The 15,793-nt window shown below is 60.7% G+C and carries 14 protein-coding genes; 3 read left to right on the forward strand and 11 right to left on the reverse strand.

Annotation, left to right across the window (positions count from 1 at the left end; all coding sequences use genetic code 11):
- Nucleotides 1-29 precede the first annotated feature (29 nt).
- The 9 genes from aauR to glpK form a co-directional block, all read right to left on the reverse strand.
- The gene (gene aauR / locus ACYAR8_RS12535; RefSeq protein WP_074888935.1) at nt 30-1,355 is read right to left on the reverse strand and encodes a two-component response regulator AauR; all 1,326 of its coding nucleotides are present in this window, start codon (nt 1,353-1,355) and stop codon (nt 30-32) included.
- Between the two features lie 178 nt (nt 1,356-1,533).
- Nucleotides 1,534-3,432, reverse strand: coding sequence for a two-component sensor histidine kinase AauS (gene aauS, locus ACYAR8_RS12540; protein WP_074888938.1), 1,899 nt, complete (start codon nt 3,430-3,432; stop codon nt 1,534-1,536).
- 89 nt (nt 3,433-3,521) lie between these two features.
- Entirely contained in the window at nt 3,522-4,256 is a 735-nt protein-coding gene (locus ACYAR8_RS12545; protein WP_074888941.1) for an amino acid ABC transporter ATP-binding protein, read from the reverse strand.
- A complete protein-coding gene (locus ACYAR8_RS12550; protein ID WP_074888945.1) occupies nt 4,253-4,918 on the reverse strand; it encodes an amino acid ABC transporter permease in 666 nt (221 codons plus the stop codon). Before ACYAR8_RS12550 ends, ACYAR8_RS12545 begins: the two co-directional genes overlap by 4 nt.
- Nucleotides 4,918-5,664 carry an amino acid ABC transporter permease gene (locus ACYAR8_RS12555; RefSeq protein ID WP_074888949.1) on the reverse strand — a complete coding sequence of 249 codons (747 nt, stop codon included), beginning with the start codon at nt 5,662-5,664 and terminating at the stop codon, nt 4,918-4,920. The genes ACYAR8_RS12550 and ACYAR8_RS12555 overlap by 1 nt, the downstream gene beginning before the upstream one ends.
- A 118-nt stretch (nt 5,665-5,782) precedes the next feature.
- Entirely contained in the window at nt 5,783-6,697 is a 915-nt protein-coding gene (locus ACYAR8_RS12560; RefSeq protein WP_037012307.1) for a glutamate/aspartate ABC transporter substrate-binding protein, read from the reverse strand.
- Between the two features lie 392 nt (nt 6,698-7,089).
- On the reverse strand, nt 7,090-8,652 hold the full coding sequence (glpD, locus tag ACYAR8_RS12565) for a glycerol-3-phosphate dehydrogenase (RefSeq protein WP_463580057.1): 1,563 nt from the start codon (nt 8,650-8,652) through the stop codon (nt 7,090-7,092).
- A 215-nt stretch (nt 8,653-8,867) separates the two neighbouring features.
- Nucleotides 8,868-9,623, reverse strand: coding sequence for a DeoR/GlpR family transcriptional regulator (locus ACYAR8_RS12570; protein ID WP_074888955.1), 756 nt, complete (start codon nt 9,621-9,623; stop codon nt 8,868-8,870).
- A gap of 95 nt (nt 9,624-9,718) precedes the next feature.
- On the reverse strand, nt 9,719-11,224 hold the full coding sequence (gene glpK / locus ACYAR8_RS12575) for a glycerol kinase GlpK (RefSeq protein WP_133772526.1): 1,506 nt from the start codon (nt 11,222-11,224) through the stop codon (nt 9,719-9,721).
- Between the two features lie 299 nt (nt 11,225-11,523).
- Between glpK and ybaK the strand changes: the two genes are divergently transcribed.
- Both ybaK and ACYAR8_RS12585 read left to right on the forward strand, forming a co-directional pair.
- Complete coding sequence (gene ybaK, locus ACYAR8_RS12580) at nt 11,524-11,994, forward strand: Cys-tRNA(Pro) deacylase (RefSeq protein ID WP_463580058.1); 471 nt, start codon at nt 11,524-11,526, stop codon at nt 11,992-11,994.
- A 108-nt stretch (nt 11,995-12,102) separates the two neighbouring features.
- Nucleotides 12,103-12,891, forward strand: coding sequence for a PhzF family phenazine biosynthesis protein (locus ACYAR8_RS12585; protein WP_463580059.1), 789 nt, complete (start codon nt 12,103-12,105; stop codon nt 12,889-12,891).
- 43 nt (nt 12,892-12,934) lie between these two features.
- On the opposite strand, the gene ACYAR8_RS12590 is transcribed toward ACYAR8_RS12585, so the two are convergent.
- Together ACYAR8_RS12590 and argF are read right to left on the reverse strand one after the other, a co-directional pair.
- Nucleotides 12,935-14,032, reverse strand: coding sequence for an ABC transporter ATP-binding protein (locus ACYAR8_RS12590; protein ID WP_463580060.1), 1,098 nt, complete (start codon nt 14,030-14,032; stop codon nt 12,935-12,937).
- Nucleotides 14,029-14,949 carry an ornithine carbamoyltransferase gene (gene argF / locus ACYAR8_RS12595; RefSeq protein ID WP_463580061.1) on the reverse strand — a complete coding sequence of 307 codons (921 nt, stop codon included), beginning with the start codon at nt 14,947-14,949 and terminating at the stop codon, nt 14,029-14,031. The genes ACYAR8_RS12590 and argF overlap by 4 nt, the downstream gene beginning before the upstream one ends.
- Before the next feature lie 450 nt (nt 14,950-15,399).
- On the opposite strand from argF, the gene ACYAR8_RS12600 reads away from it, so the two are divergent.
- On the forward strand, nt 15,400-15,702 hold the full coding sequence (locus tag ACYAR8_RS12600) for a hypothetical protein (RefSeq protein ID WP_074888973.1): 303 nt from the start codon (nt 15,400-15,402) through the stop codon (nt 15,700-15,702).
- The last annotated feature ends 91 nt before the right edge of the window (nt 15,703-15,793 follow it).

Raw genomic sequence — 15,793 nt, forward strand, 5'->3', positions numbered from 1 at the left:
CTGCGGCCAGAATCAACCAGCGAGCTTGCTCACCCCAACCCGTACTTCTTCACCTTGTCGAACAACGTGGTCTTGGCCATGCCCAGTTCCTGGCTCGCCTGGCTGAGATTCCCGCCGCTGCGCTGCAACGCCTCGCTCAGCAGGTTCTTCTCAAACGCTTCCACGGCCTCAGCGAAATCCAGGCGTTGAGTGGCCACTTCCGCACCGGCGGTCTTGAACGCAGGCAGTCCCAATGCGTAGCGCTCGGCGACGTTGCGCAGCTCGCGCACATTGCCTGGCCAGTCGTGGGCCAGCAGCGCCGAGCGGGTATGGGCATCCAGCTGCGGCGATTCACGGTCGAAGCGCAACGAAGACTGCTGCAGAAAGTGTTCGAACAACTGCAGGATGTCTTCGCGCCGCTCCCGCAAGGGCGGCAGTTCGAGGGTCACCACGTTCAATCGGTAATACAGGTCGCTGCGGAACTGGCCCGCCTTGCTCAGTGCATTGAGCTCCGACTTGGTCGCCGCGATCACCCGGCAGTCCACCGCCACGCTATGGTTCGAACCCAGTCGCTCCAGGGTGCGCTCCTGCAGCACCCGCAGCAATTTGATCTGCAGGTTGATCGGCATGCTTTCCACTTCATCGAGAAACAGCGTGCCGTTGTGCGCATGTTCGATCTTGCCGATGCGGCGTTTGCCGGCGCCGGTGAAGGCGTTGGCCTCGTGACCGAATATCTCGCTCTCGAACAGACTTTCCGGCAGGCCGCCGCAGTTCAGCGCGACGAATTGATGGTCATGGCGGCGGCTGAAGTCATGCAGGCAGCGGGCGACGAGTTCTTTGCCAGTGCCGGTTTCACCTTCGATCAGCACGTTGGCCGAGGTGTCCGCGACATTGGCGATCAGCGCGCGCAGGGTTTGCATCGCCTGGGAACGGCCAATGATCTTGCCTTCCAGAGAATCGCGCTCGGCCAGTTGCCGACGCAGCGACCAGACTTCCCGGGCCAGCCCGCGTTGCTCCAGGGCGCGGCGAGCGGCGTCGACCAGCCGCTCGGGGGAGAAGGGCTTTTCCATGAAATCGTAGGCGCCGTCGCGCATCGCGCCGACGGCCATCGACACATCACCGTGACCGGTGATCAGCACCACGGGCAGGGTCCGATCGCGTTCTTTCAGGCGCTTGAGCAGCTCAAGGCCGTCCATGCCGGGCAGGCGGATGTCACTGATGACGATGCCGGCGAAGTTCTCATTCACCAACGCCAGTGCCTCTTCGGCGCTGCCCACGCCCTGGCTGTGAATGTCTTCCAGCGCCAGCGCCTGCTGGCAGCCGAGCAGGACATGCGGGTCGTCTTCGACGATGAGGACCGTCAGATCAGTGTTCATGGTGTATTCCAGTACGACAGCGTTGCGTTCATCGCGATAGGACCCCGTGGCCGAAGTGCGCAATCCTGTAGGCGCGCGCTTGCCCGCGAAAGCGGTGTGTCAGGTTTGAAGAAGGTGACTGCCCCAGTGCTCTCGCGGGCAGGCTCGCCGCCCCGGTGCCCGGCGATGCGTTGATCTCTCATACACCCGCCGCCCCGCGATCAACCAGAGGTAACACCAGCACGAACATCGTGCCGCCCTCGGCCGGGTCTTCAGCGTTGAGTGTGCCGCCTGCCGCTGCGGCGAGGCTGGCGGACAGCGTCAAACCCAATCCCAGCCCCTGTTCACCGGGCTTGGTGGTAAAGAAGGGTTCGAACAGGTGCTTGCGCGCTTCAGCGTCGATGCCGTGGCCGTTGTCCCGCACGCGCAACCGGTAGCGGCCCTCGAACACCTCACCTTCCAGCCACAGAATCGGCGACGGCTGCGCTTGCATGGCGTCCAGCGCGTTGCCGATCAGGTTGACCAGAATCTGCTCAAGGCGGGTCTGGTCGATCCCCAGCTCAACGTCGTCGATCTGCTGATGCAACTTCAGCGACGCATTGTCCAGGCGCGCCGCGAGCAACTGCAATGCAGCTTCGACTGCCTTGCCCAGGGACGCCTGACCTTTGTCTTCTCCGCGCCGGGCAAAGGCGCGCAGGCTGGCGGTGATGCGGCCCATGCGATCTACCAGATCGTTGATGGTGCGCAGGTTCGCACTCGCCGTGTCCAGCGCGCCTCGTTCGAGAAACCGAACTGTGTTGCCCGACAACGTGCGCAGTGCCGCCAGTGGCTGATTCAGTTCATGGGCGATGCTGGTGGACATCTGGCCGATGGCCGCGAGTTTGCCGGCCTGGATCAATTCGTCCTGGGCCTGGCGCAGGGTTTCTTCAGCCTGGCGACGTTCACGAATCTGGCCCTTCAGGCGTTCGTTGCTGGCGCGCAGGTCGGCGGTGCGGTCGGTGATGCGCCGTTCGAGTTCGTTGTTCGCCTGCTCCAGCGCTTCCCGTGCGGCGAGGCGGGTGGAAATCACCTTGCGCCGCTCGTTCCAGGCAATCAGCAGAAACGCCACCAGCGCGCAGGCAACGGCGACCAGCATTCCCTGATTGGCGGCTTCTCTACGCAGGTCTTCCAGTGGTGTCAGCAGGGTCAGGTGCCAAGGCGTGTCAGCCAGTTCGCGGGTCTGCGCCAGATAACTCACCACCGTGTGCTCATGGTCGACGCTGGTGTTGGCAGGAAAGGTCAGCTTCTCGACCCCGTCGGCAATCGATTCACGTTCCAGCGGCACCAGTTCGTTGAGCGGCCACCAGTAATATTGCAGGCTGCGCGCCAGCCGCTCCTTGATCTCGGCGGTCAGCGGGCGGACTGATTTCAGCCGTCGCGCCGGGTCGCTGGAGAGGATGATGATGCCGTTCTCGTCGCTGACAAACGCCTCCAGACGCGCGCGCTGCCAGCGTTCTTCCAGCGCTTCGAGCCGGACTTTGATCACCGCGACGCCGATGATCTTGCCTTTCTCTTCCAGCCCGTGAGCCAGGTAATAACCGGGTTCACCGGTGGTGCTGCCGATGCCGTAGAAACGGCCCGGCAAACCGCGAATCGCGTCCTGATAATAGGCGCGGAAAGACAGGTCCTCACCGAGGTAACTGTCGGCGTCGCGCCAGTTGCTGGTCGCCAGCACCCGGCCGGTGGTGTCCAGCACATAAATGGCTCGACTGCGGCTGCGCCGATTCAGGCCTTCAAGATAATCGTTGACCTTGGAGCGCAACTCCCCAGACGGATGGTTGAGCAGGTCGGAAACATTGGATTCCAGCTCCAGCACGCTGGGCAGGTAGTTGTACTTGTTGATCTCGCTCTCGACGGTGCGCGCGTGCAGCTCCAGCTGACGCTGACCGTTTTCACCCAGCGCCTTGATCGCGTTCGTCTCGCTGTACAAATACGTGACGTACCCCAGCGCAATCATCAGCAGGATGATCAGCGGCGGCACGAACAGATGGCGAATCAGTCGGGGTTTCACGGCGAGTGATGGCGGCGCGGCGCGGTAGAGAGGGGGGTCGCATTTCATCACAGTCGTCCTGGACCGGCCAGCCGCCCGTTTCATGATTCATGAACGAGCGGCCGGTGGTTATTGCGCCCTCAAAGGGCTAATGCTTTTTAGTGCTGCAGGATTTTGTTGAGGAATTGCTGAGCCCGCTCGGAGCGCGCGTTGACGTCGCCGAAGAACTCTTCCTTCTGGCAGTCTTCGACGATCTGGCCCTTGTCCATGAAGATCACCCGATCCGCCACTTTGCGGGCGAAGCCCATTTCGTGGGTCACGCACATCATGGTCATGCCTTCATGGGCCAGCTGCACCATCACGTCGAGCACTTCGTTGACCATTTCCGGGTCGAGTGCGGAGGTGGGTTCGTCGAACAGCATCACCACCGGATCCATCGCCAGCGCGCGGGCAATCGCCACACGCTGTTGCTGACCGCCCGAGAGTTGCCCCGGGTGCTTGTGGGCATGGGCCGAGAGGCCGACACGTTCGAGCAGTTGCAGGCCTTTTTTCGTGGCTTCTTCCTTGCTGCGGCCCAGCACCTTGATCTGCGCGATGGTCAGGTTTTCGGTGATGGTCAGGTGCGGAAACAGCTCGAAATGCTGGAACACCATGCCCACGCGCGAACGCAGCTTCGGCAGATTGGTTTTCGGGTCAGCGATCGAGGTGCCATCGACCACGATGTCGCCTTTCTGAAACGGCTCCAGCGCGTTGACGCATTTGATCAGCGTGGACTTGCCCGAGCCCGACGGGCCGCAGACCACAATCACTTCGCCTTTTTTGACCTCAGTGCTGCAATCGGTCAGCACCTGGAAGTCCCCATACCACTTGTTGATATTTTTGATGGAAATCATACGGCTAACCTTTTTTGCATGAACTTGACCAGGCGCGACGCGGCGAAGCTGATCGTGAAGTACACCAGACCGGCGACAATCAGGAACTCGTTGGAGCGTCCGATGATGTCGCCGCTGGAGCGTGCCGAGTTGAGGAAGTCGACCAGACCGACCGTGTAGACCAGCGAGGTGTCCTGAAACAGGATGATGCTCTGCTGCAACAGCAGCGGGGTCATCTTGCGGAACGCCTGGGGCAGGATGATCAGACGCATCATCTGGCCGTAGGTCATGCCGAGCGCTTGAGCCGCGCCCATTTGGCCGCGGGAAATCGACTGCACGCCGGCCCGCACGATTTCACAGAAGTAGGCCGCCTCGAACATCATGAACGCCACGACGCAGGAGGTGAACGCGCCGATCGGCGTGTCTTCGCCGGTGATCCAGCGCAGCACGAACGGCACCGCCAGGTAGAACCAGGTGATGACCAACAGCAGCGGGATAGACCGGAAATAGTTGACGTAGGCGCCGGCAACACGTGACGCCAGCTTGTTCGACGACAACCGCATCAGCGCCAGAATCGTGCCGATGATGATGCCGCCCACAATGCCCATGGCCATCAACTGCAAGGTCATGAGCATGCCGTTCCACATGCCCGGGATGGCGGGAATCACTCCAGAGAAGTCCATTACTTACCTCCCACGGAGATCAGGCCCGGCACCGCGACCTTCTTCTCGACCAGACGCATGAGCAGCATCAGGCTCATGTTCAGGGTGAAGTAGATCAGCGTCGCCAGGGTGAAGGCTTCGAACAGGTTCGCGGAAAACTCGGCGGTCTGTTTGGTCTGCGCGAGCAACTCCATCAGGCCGATCAGCGACGCCACGGACGAGTTCTTGAACACGTTGAGGAATTCGGAGGTAAGCGGCGGAATGATGATCCGGTACGCCTGGGGCAGCAGCACATTCCAGTAGATTTGCGGCAGCTTGAAACCCATGGCACGGGCGGCGGACTCCTGTCCCACCGGCAGCGCCTGAATACCGGTGCGCACTTGCTCGCACACACGTGCGGCGGTGAACAGGCCCAGGCACACGACAACGCTCAGGAACGCCGAGGTGGTCGGATTAAGGTCTTGCTTGTACCACTCCTGCAGGTTCTCAGGCAGCAGATCCGGCACCAGGAAGTACCAGATGAACAGCTGCACCAGCAGTGGCACGTTACGGAAAATTTCCACGTAAATCGCGGCGATTGAAGAAACGATGCGGTTGGGCACCGTGCGCATGACGCCGAGCACCGAACCCAGCAGCAACGCAATGATCCAGGCAACGACGGCAATGGCGATGGTCCAGCCCAGCCCGGTGATGTACCAGTCCAGATAGGTTTCGCTGCCGACGCCCGTGGACTTGAAGAACACGCCCCAGTCCCAGTTGTAATTCATCAGGGTCTCCCCTCTTATCGATCGTTATGCACGCACGCGCCAGGTAGCGGCTTCCGGAAACGCAGGGCGTTTCCGGAAGTCAGGCTTTTCACGTTTTCAGAATGGCGGAGCGAAGGACTCAGGCCTTCTTGTCCGGCGCCGGCTTGTCGTTCGGGTTGGCGATCAGCGCCTTGAGCTGTTCGCTCATCGGGAACATCAGGTTCAGGCCTTTTGGTGGAATCGGCTGGGTGAACCACTTGTCGTAGATCTTGTTGATCTCGCCCGATTTGTAGGTCGCAACGATGGCGTCGTCGACGGCTTTCTTGAACGCAGGGTCTTCCTTGCGAACCATGCAGCCGTAGATTTCGTAGGACTGAGGAGTGCCGGTAACGGCCCAGTCGGTCGGCTTCTTGGCCTTGGCCATTTCGCCTGCGAGCAGGGCGTCGTCCATCATGAAGGCAACGGCGCGGCCCGATTCCAGCATCTGGAACGACTCGCCGTGGTCTTTGGCCGAAATCACGTTCATGCCCATCTGCTTGTCGGCGTTCATCGCCTTCAGGATGCGCTCGGACGTGGTGCCCGCCGTGGTTACGACGTTCTTGCCCTTGAGGTCGTCGAAGTCTTTGTAAGAGGAGTCAGCCTTGCTCAGCAGACGGGTGCCGATTTCGAAAATGCCGACGGAGAAGTCGACTTGCTGGGCGCGCTCGGCGTTATTGGTGGTCGAACCGCATTCAACGTCGACGGTGCCGTTCTGCACCAGCGGGATACGGGTCTGGGAGGTGACCAGGTTGTATTTGACCTTCAGGTCGGGCATGTCCAGGTCTTTCTTGATCGCTTCAACGATCTTCAGCTGGATGTCAGCGGAGTAGCCCACTGGCACGCCGGAAGCGTCAGCGATGTAGGAAAAAGGAATGGAGGAGTCGCGGTGACCGAGGGTGATGGTGCCGGACTCTTTGATTTTCTTCAGAGTGCCGGTGAGTTCGGCGGCGAAAACGGGAGTGGTGATCAGAGCTGCAGCAATGGCTGCGCCCAGGAGTTGGGGAACGATGCGCATCTGGTTTTCCTCGACATTGTTTTTTTTATTGGGCCGGTGTTGGACGGCCCTATCGTTTCAGAGCGCTTCAACGGCGGCCCAGTCAGGCGACACGCTACATCGAAGCAATCGTGCAAGAGTGTAGAGCATGAGTCATGCCAGAGATGTGGCAGAGGCTAAGCGCATGAAAGTGCTGGAGATTTACGCAGGAAGGATGTCAGAGGGGGGATTCGGCCGTCCGGGATTCCGAATCGAGTGGGGCAGGGTGTTCGGGAATCCGAATGAGGCTGGGGCTTGAGTCACCTGTAAAAGCGCGCTTGCCCGCGAAAGCGTCGTGCCAGTCAACGTCTCCATCAACTGACCCAATGCCATCGCGGGCAAGCGCGCTCCTACAGGAGATCAGTGCACCCTGATCAGGCTGTGAGGGGGGCGGTGACGACCATCAGGTCGATGGGGTTAATGCTGCCAGCCACTTTATCCAGGTACACCTGAACCTTCTGCTGCTCTTCCGGAGTAGTGAACAAGCCAAGCTTGGTCCGGCGCCACAGGATGTCTTCGGCCTTTGTCGCCCATTCCTCGCTGCACAGGTAATCCACTTCACGGCTGTACAGGCCACCGCCCAAGTGTTCGCCCATTTCGCTCAGGCCCTGGACGCCCTCGACGATGCGCCAGCTGCGTGAGCCATAAGTGATGGCCCAACGCTTGGCGATCTCCGCCGGCAGCCAAGTGCAACGCTGTTGCAGCTCGGCGGCCAGTGCCTCGGGCGTGGTCATGCTTTCACCGCCTGGCAGGCTGGCTTTCGCGGTCCAGCTTGGCTTCATCTGCGGGAAGAACGGCGCCAGCTGCTGCATCGCCGATTCTGCCAGCTTGCGGTAGGTGGTCAGCTTGCCGCCGAACACGGAAAGAATCGGCGCTTCCTGAGCGCTGCCCGACAGCGACAAGGTGTAGTCACGGGTGATCGCCGACGGGTTGTCCGACTCGTCATTGCACAGCGGACGCACGCCAGACCACGTGCTCAGAATGTCAGCGCGGCTGAGTTGCTTCTTGAAGTGATCGTTGACGATCTTCAGCAGGTAATCGGTCTCGCCTTCGGTGATCGCTACTTTGCCCGGATCGTCAGAATATTCGCGGTCGGTGGTACCGATGATGGTGAAGCGTTCCAGGTACGGAATGGCGAACACGATGCGCTGATCTTCGTTCTGCAGAATGAACGCGTTTTCGCCTTCGTACAGTTTTGGCACGATCAAGTGGCTGCCCTGAATCAGGCGAATGCCGTACTGCGATTCGAGCTTCAAGTCTTCACGAATGAATTTGGCGACCCATGGACCGGCTGCGTTGACCAGCGCTTTGGCGCGAATGGAAAACAGGCTGCCGTCCGCGCGCTCCATGTTCATGTGCCACAGACCGCCGCTGCGACGGGCGCCCAGGCAGCGGGTCTGGGTATGAATGTGCGCGCCTTTTTCACGGGCGGCCATGGCGTTGAGGACGACCAGACGGGCATCGTCAACCCAGCAATCGGAGTATTCAAAACCCTTGGTGATCGAGCTGTTCAGCGGGCTGCTGGCGCCGAAACGAATGGTCTTCGATGCGGCCAGCTTCTCGCGCTTGCCAAGGTGGTCATAGAGGAACAGCCCGGCGCGGATCATCCACGCGGGGCGCAGGTGCGGGCGGTGAGGCAACACAAAGCGCATCGGCTTGACGATGTGCGGCGCTTTTTCCAGCAGCACCTCACGTTCGGCCAGTGCTTCGCGAACCAGACGGAATTCGTAGTGTTCCAGGTAACGCAGACCGCCGTGGATCAGCTTGCTGCTGGCCGAAGAGGTGTGGCTGGCGAGGTCGTCCTTCTCGCAGAGAAAGACCGAAAGGCCCCGGCCCGATGCGTCTGCCGCGATGCCGACACCATTGATGCCACCACCGATCACGGCAACGTCATAGACCTCGGAAAGGGGTGGGGTCGGCAAACTGGACTGGGCCATCGGGGCCTCCTGAGTGTTCGATCGCGTTCGAATGTTGCCTTAGACGGAGGGCGAATTCGAACATTTATGTTCATTTCCGAAAATAGTAGCGCAATAAGGCGCACGCAGCCACTCAGTATTCATTGAAAATACTGATCAGAGGGAAGGGAAAGGAACAAAAGCGAACATCGGAGGGTGAGCGAGCGCTGCAATCGCGCTCGCTCATGGATCGGGGGTTAAACCACTTCCAGCCGAATCTTGTTCTGCGTCAGCAGTTGCGCCAGCGCAGGCACGGGCGTCTGGTCGGTCACCAGGCAGTCGATCAGCGTGATCGGTCCCAGTCGAACCATCGCGTTACGCCCGAACTTGCTGGAGTCCGCAGCCAGGATCACCTGACGCGCGTTGGCGATGATCGCCTGGGAAACGCGCACTTCCTGATAATCGAAATCCAGCAGGCTGCCGTCCTCATCGATCCCGCTGATGCCCACCAGAGCGAAATCGACTTTGAACTGCGTGATGAAATCCACGCTCGCCTGACCGACCACGCCACCGTCCCGGCGCACATTGCCGCCCGCCAGCAGTACCTCGAAGTCGTCCTTGCCGCTGAGAATCGACGCCACGTGCAGGTTGTTGGTGATGATCTTCAGGTGGTTATGGTTGAGCAGCGCGCGGGCAATGGATTCGGTGGTGGTGCCGATGTTGATGAACAGCGACGCGTGATCCGGGATCTGCGCGGCAATGGCCTCGGCGATGCGTTGCTTCTCATCGCGCATCTGATCGGCGCGCATGGCGTATGCAGTGTTTTCGATGCTGGAATCATAGGCCGCACCGCCGTGGTAGCGACGCAGCAGATTCATTTCCGCGAGCTGATTGATGTCGCGGCGGATGGTTTGCGGGGTCACGACGAACAGCTGCGCCATTTCCTCGATGCTGACGTAGCCGCGCTCACGGACCAGCTCGAGGATCTGCTGTTGACGGGGTGGCAGATTCATTTTTTATCCTTCGGGCACGGGCGCCCATGATGCCGCAGGCAGCCATTACCTGTCAGCCGGAAAAAATGCCCCTGACGCCCCGTTCGGGATCGCGCTTATTCGACCTCTTCGTGGGGTTCCCAGTCGCGCGTGCGGTCTACTGCCTTGCGCCAGCCGGCGTAGAGCTTTTCCTTCTCGGCGTCATCGCATTGCGGCTCGAACTTGCGCTCGATGACCGCCTTGCCCTTCAGCTCGTCCAACCCGCTCCAGAACCCGATCGCCAGGCCCGCCAGATAGGCCGCACCCAATGCCGTGGTTTCACGCATTTTAGGGCGCTCCACCGGCGTGCCGAGAATGTCGGCCTGGAACTGCATGAGGAAGTTGTTCGCCACTGCGCCGCCGTCAACGCGAAGGGCCTTGAGCGGCTCGCCGGCATCCTGTTGCATGGCGTCGAGCACGTCGCGGGTCTGGTAGGCGATGGACTCCAGCGCGGCCCGAATGATGTGATCGACCTTCACGCCACGGGTCAGGCCGAACAAGGCGCCCCGTGCATAGGGGTCCCAATAGGGCGCGCCCAGACCGGTGAAGGCAGGCACCAGATAGACGCCATTGCTGTTTTTCACCTTGGTGGCGAAGTATTCGGTGTCCATGGAGTCGTTGACGATTTTCAGCTCGTCACGCAGCCACTGCACGGTAGACCCGCCGTTGAATACCGCGCCTTCCAGCGCGTACGCCACTTCGCCGCGCGGACCGCAACCGATGGTGGTGAGCATGCCGTGGCTGGATTTGACGGCTTTCTTGCCCGTGTTCATCAGCAGGAAGCAGCCGGTGCCGTAGGTGTTCTTCGCCTGACCCGGCTCGACGCACATCTGGCCGAACAATGCCGATTGCTGATCGCCGGCGATCCCGGCGATAGGGATGCCGCTTTTGCTGTGGCCATACACTTCAGATGACGACTTGACCTCCGGCAACATCTCCCGGGGCACGTCGAGCACGTCGAGCATGCGCTGATCCCACTCCAGCGTGTGGATGTTGAACATCATCGTGCGCGAGGCGTTGGTGTAGTCGGTGACGTGCACCTTGCCGCCGGTAAATTTCCAGATCAGCCAGCTGTCGACCGTGCCGAACAGCAACTCGCCACGGCGGGCGCGCTCGCGGCTGCCTTCAACGTGATCAAGAATCCACTTCAGTTTGCTGCCGGAAAAGTACGGGTCGATGACCAGACCGGTGGTGTCCCGGATGTAGTCTTCCAGACCGTCACGCTTGAGTTGCTGGCAGATCTCGGTGCTGCGACGGCATTGCCAGACCACGGCGTTGTAGATCGGCCGGCCGGTGTCCTTTTCCCAGACCACCGTGGTTTCACGCTGGTTGGTGATACCGATCGCGGCGATCTGGTTGTGATGCAGATTCGCCTGCGCCAGCACCTTGGTCATGCACGCGGTCTGGGTCGCGAAGATCTCCATCGGATCGTGCTCGACCCAGCCAGGCTGGGGATAATGCTGAACGAACTCGCTCTGGGCGCTGCTGACCACGTTGGCGTCACGGTCAAAAATGATGGCGCGGGAGCTGGTGGTGCCTTGATCCAGAGCGATGATGTAATTCTTATTTTCGGTGTCGGTCATGGTGAATGCCTGGTGATGTAGCGAGTTTCCGGAAACGGCCGTCCGTTCTGTTGCCCTGTGCGAGGTGCCTTTGCGCACTGAATACCGGGATGGCGTCAAGGAAGCAAGCGGGATATTCGTATTCGAAAAAATATAGACGTAAACGAACCTTGTCAAAGGTCGAAAGCGAACCTTGTCGATGAATGTTCCAAGACGCCGATATTAGTGGATAAGTCCTTCTCGAATGCAGGCATTTCGATAACTGATGGCCTAAAGTATCGTCAGCAAAAGAGAAAGTATCTGGCTGTCTGGAGTGCTGCATGACCCCTGCATTGGATTTACTGAAAAAGGTTCGCGCCGAACATCGCGTCCACAGTTACGAGCACGATCCCAAAGCTGCTTCGTATGGCCTGGAGGCGGCAGAGAAGCTCGATCTGGCCCCCGCTCAGGTGTTCAAGACGCTGCTGGCCAGCACTGAGAAAGGCGAGTTGCTGGTCGCCGTGGTCCCGGTGGTGGGAACGCTGGACCTCAAAGCCCTGGCCCATGCAGCAGGCGCGAAGAAGGCCGAAATGGCGGACCCGGCCGCTGCCCAGCGTGCCACCGGCTATCTGCTGGGCGGGATCAGCCCGCTGGGGCAGAAGAAAAGGCTGCGCACTTTCATTGATGAGTCCGCTCAACCGTTCGCGACGATTTTTGTCAGCGCAGGTCGGCGCGGGCTTGAAGTCGAACTGCCCGCCGCGGTACTTGCGCAACACACCAGTGCGACCTTTGCCCGGATCGGCCGGGAATGATTCGCCGGGTACGTCAGAAATGACTGACCCTTTCATGCGGGGAAATTGACCGCAGACCGGCAGCGCCCGAACCGGGTCGCTGCATTTCTTTACTCGGGGATGCCTTCCATGCAGCTTGAATTCCATCAGGTCGATGCCTTCACCGACCGCCCGTTCTCAGGCAACCCGGCGATGGTCTACCGCCTGGACGCCTGGCTTTCCGACCCACTTATGCAGCACATTGCGGCAGAGCATAATTTGTCGGAGACCGCCTTTCTGGTCCGTGAAGGCGCGGGCTGGCACATACGCTGGTTCACCCCGACCCACGAAGTGCCATTGTGCGGGCATGCGACCCTGGCCAGCGCCTTCGTGCTGTTCGAGAAGTACGGCGAGAAGGCCGAGGTTATCCACTTCGTGAGTAAATCCGGCGAGTTGAGTGTCAGCCGTGAAGGCAATCGGCTTGTGCTGGACTTCCCATCGATGCCACCCGCCGAGCAGGGTGTGACGGTGGAAATCGAACGCGCCCTTGGCGTCTCCGTCGTCGATGTGCTGAGTGCAGCGGAATTGCTGGTGGTGCTGGAGTCCGAGCAGGCGGTTCGCGACTGCAAGCCCGACTTCGTTGCCCTCGCGCGTCTGCCATGGCCTGGGGTGATCGTCACCGCCAAGGGTGACGGCGAACGTTACGACTTTGTCTCGCGCTACTTTGCGCCAGGCATCGGCATCAACGAAGACCCGGTCACGGGCTCGACGCACTGCAGCCTGATTCCCTACTGGTCGGCCCGGCTGAACAAATTCAGTCTGACCGGTTATCAGGCGTCGGCGCGGGGAGGGGAGCTGTTCTGTCGGTTGGAGGGGGAACGCGTGAAAATCGGCGGGCACGCGACGCTGGTGGCCAGCGGCGCCTTGATACTGAGCTAGTGGCTATTGGGCTAACTAGTGCATGAGCGTGAGTGGCAGGTCTTCAGATCGCCACGTCCCGATGCACCGGAACGCTCCGATGCACTGGCACGCTGCCCGAAGCCGGGAACAGCACCAGATGCTCGGCTGACACTTCGAAGTTGACCTGATCCCCCGCGCGCAGATCCACGTGGCTGGGGAACAACGCTTCCAGTTGCGTGCCGGTCGGTAACTGCAGGCGATACAGGGTGGCCGCGCCTTGAAACGTCAGGCTCGCGACGCGAGCCTTGATCGGACTGTGGGGCGCATAAACGATGTCGTCAGGTCGCAGCAACACATCCATTGGGGTGCCTGGCGCGCCGGGGTACGCACGATTGCCGCGCAGCACGCCCAGCTCGGTCTGCACTGATTCGGCATCGATCATTTGCCCGCGAATGAAATAACCCTGACCGACGAAACTGGCGACATAAGGCGTCGCCGGCTCGTGATAAAGGTTGTAGGGAGTGTCCCACTGCTCCAGCCGACCGTCCCTGAACACACCGACGTGATCACTCACGGCAAAGGCTTCCTCCTGGTCGTGGGTCACCAGAATCGCGCTTGTGCCACGGGCTTTGAGAATGTCGCGCACCTCGTGGCTCAGGCGTCGACGCAACTCGCCATCCAGGTTTGAAAACGGCTCATCCAGCAGCAACAACTGCGGCTCCGGCGCGAGCGCGCGGGCCAGCGCCACACGTTGTTGCTGTCCACCGGACAGCTCATGGGGATGACGCGTGCCCAGCGCGCCGAGATTGACCAGCTCCAGCATCTCCTGAACCACCTGCTTCTGGCGCGGATGATTGCGGATGCCGAAGGCGATGTTGTCGGCCACGGTGAGGTGGGGAAACAGGGCGTAGTCCTGAAACACCATGCCGATCCGGCGCTTCTCCGGGGCCAGGGTAAACCCGGGGCGGGAGATGACTTCACCTGCCAGCGTGATGTCGCCTTCGTGGACCGGCTCGAACCCGGCGATGGCGCGCAAGGTAGTGGTCTTGCCGCAGCCGGACGAACCCAGCAGGCAACCGATGTCGCCTGCATTCAGGTGCAGATTGAGGTGCTGCACCACGCGTTGGTCCTGATAACCACAGGCGAGGTTATGCAGCGTCAGCAGCAGGGGCTGACTCATGGGGCAGTGAGGGCCGGGGCCACGAGGAATTCGAGCAGGGCCTTCTGCGCATGCAGCCGGTTCTCCGCCTGATCCCACGCTACCGAACGCGGGTCATCCAGCAGGTCTTCGCTGATCTCTTCACCACGGTGCGCCGGCAGGCAGTGCATGAAAATCACATCGTCGGCAGCGCGGTCGAGCATCTCGCGGGTGACCTGGAAAGGCTTGAACAGGGCCAGACGCTTGGCAGCTTCTTCTTCCTGGCCCATGGACGTCCAGACATCGGTGGAGACCAGGTGCGCGCCTTTCACCGCTTCTTGGGGGTCACGGGTCAGGGTCACACGATCGCCCGCCAGGGCCAGGAAATGCTCACTGGGTTCGTAGCCTTTCGGGCAGGCGACACGCAGCTGAAAGTCGAACTGAATCGCTGCTTCTATATAGCTGTTGCACATGTTGTTGCCATCGCCGATCCACGCCACGGTCTTGCCCTGAATGGAGCCGCGGTGTTCGAGGAAGGTTTGCATGTCGGCCAGCAACTGGCAGGGATGAAGGTCATCTGACAGGCCGTTGATCACCGGTACGCGGGAGTGGGCGGCGAACTCGGTAAGGTTGCTGTGGGCGAAGGTCCGGATCATCACGGCATCGACCATCCGCGACATGACCCGCGCGCCATCGGCGATCGGCTCGCCACGGCCCAGCTGGGTGTCCCGAGGGGAGAGGAAAATGGCCTGGCCGCCCAGCTGGATCATGCCGGCTTCGAACGAGACGCGGGTCCGGGTCGAGGACTTCTCGAAGATCATCGCCAGGATGCGGCCCTTCAATGGCTCGAAAAGCACGCCTCGATTTCGCAGGTCCTTCAGCTCAACGCCGCGACGAATCACCCCGACCAGCTCAGCGGGGGTGTAGTCCATCATCGAGAGAAAGTGCCTTGCGCTCATCATTAACTACCTTGTCTGCAACAGACCGCAGATCCTCAAAGCCGGGTTTTTTCGGAAAAACGGGCGAGACCTGCGGCGAAAGCCGCACGGGGCGACGAATAGGGAAGGCGCGAGGGTATAAGAAAATGTCGCCTGATGCCAAGGCCCGCCGTGACGGAAAATCGTCGTCGGACGTTCGGTCGCCTGAAAACGGCGTTCGCAGGACGCTTTTCATGTAACGAAGTGCTACAGTCATGTTTCTGCGCAGGCCATTCGCCATCGCATTAGTCCTGATTGGACAGTCCGCTTGTAACGCTGTTTGGCGTCGCCGCGATGACTGCCCGATCCGCAACAGTCGCAAACCACTGTGCAGCCTTATGCGACATGCTTCACGCCGCGGAAACCCGGACGTTTCCTAAACCATCGGCGTGGGTTATAAAGGCGGCTTATGTCCTCCAAAAGAGGTGGGGAATGGATTCAAAAGAGCAACAACTGACGGAACTGCTCGGGCTGACGGCTCGAACCCTTACGCACCTCACGGCGTCGATGACGTCGATGTCGTTCGAACTGATGCGCAGCGAAGACGAAGTGACCCGTTCTGCGGGACGCCGGATGATCGATCGCATGGCAACCATCAGCGCAGGACTCGACGAGCACTGGCGGCTGATCGGCGAACTCACCGGCATTCAGGTGTCTCAGGAACAGATCGAAACGGTTCATGAGGTGCAGATGCAGCGCAAGGTGGTCACGCCTATCGGTGGCACCGCTTCCTGAGTCGCGTGTCCTTCATCGGGTGAGCTATCGGCTCGCCTGATGCCGCCCGATTCACGGCACTGACATTTCTGGCGCATCGCCCGGACAGGTC

The sequence above is a fragment of the Pseudomonas sp. HP_01 genome, from assembly GCF_055284355.1.

What these genes read in the sequence shown, in the direction of transcription:
- aauR (WP_074888935.1), bottom strand. Translation starts at nt 1,355, where the DNA reads ATGAACACTGATCTGACGGTCCTCATCGTCGAAGACGACCCGCATGTC.
- aauS (WP_074888938.1), bottom strand. Translation starts at nt 3,432, where the DNA reads ATGAAATGCGACCCCCCTCTCTACCGCGCCGCGCCGCCATCACTCGCC.
- ACYAR8_RS12545 (WP_074888941.1), bottom strand. Translation starts at nt 4,256, where the DNA reads ATGATTTCCATCAAAAATATCAACAAGTGGTATGGGGACTTCCAGGTG.
- ACYAR8_RS12550 (WP_074888945.1), bottom strand. Translation starts at nt 4,918, where the DNA reads ATGGACTTCTCTGGAGTGATTCCCGCCATCCCGGGCATGTGGAACGGC.
- ACYAR8_RS12555 (WP_074888949.1), bottom strand. Translation starts at nt 5,664, where the DNA reads ATGAATTACAACTGGGACTGGGGCGTGTTCTTCAAGTCCACGGGCGTC.
- ACYAR8_RS12560 (WP_037012307.1), bottom strand. Translation starts at nt 6,697, where the DNA reads ATGCGCATCGTTCCCCAACTCCTGGGCGCAGCCATTGCTGCAGCTCTG.
- glpD (WP_463580057.1), bottom strand. Translation starts at nt 8,652, where the DNA reads ATGGCCCAGTCCAGTTTGCCGACCCCACCCCTTTCCGAGGTCTATGAC.
- ACYAR8_RS12570 (WP_074888955.1), bottom strand. Translation starts at nt 9,623, where the DNA reads ATGAATCTGCCACCCCGTCAACAGCAGATCCTCGAGCTGGTCCGTGAG.
- glpK (WP_133772526.1), bottom strand. Translation starts at nt 11,224, where the DNA reads ATGACCGACACCGAAAATAAGAATTACATCATCGCTCTGGATCAAGGC.
- ybaK (WP_463580058.1), top strand. Translation starts at nt 11,524, where the DNA reads ATGACCCCTGCATTGGATTTACTGAAAAAGGTTCGCGCCGAACATCGC.
- ACYAR8_RS12585 (WP_463580059.1), top strand. Translation starts at nt 12,103, where the DNA reads ATGCAGCTTGAATTCCATCAGGTCGATGCCTTCACCGACCGCCCGTTC.
- ACYAR8_RS12590 (WP_463580060.1), bottom strand. Translation starts at nt 14,032, where the DNA reads ATGAGTCAGCCCCTGCTGCTGACGCTGCATAACCTCGCCTGTGGTTAT.
- argF (WP_463580061.1), bottom strand. Translation starts at nt 14,949, where the DNA reads ATGAGCGCAAGGCACTTTCTCTCGATGATGGACTACACCCCCGCTGAG.
- ACYAR8_RS12600 (WP_074888973.1), top strand. Translation starts at nt 15,400, where the DNA reads ATGGATTCAAAAGAGCAACAACTGACGGAACTGCTCGGGCTGACGGCT.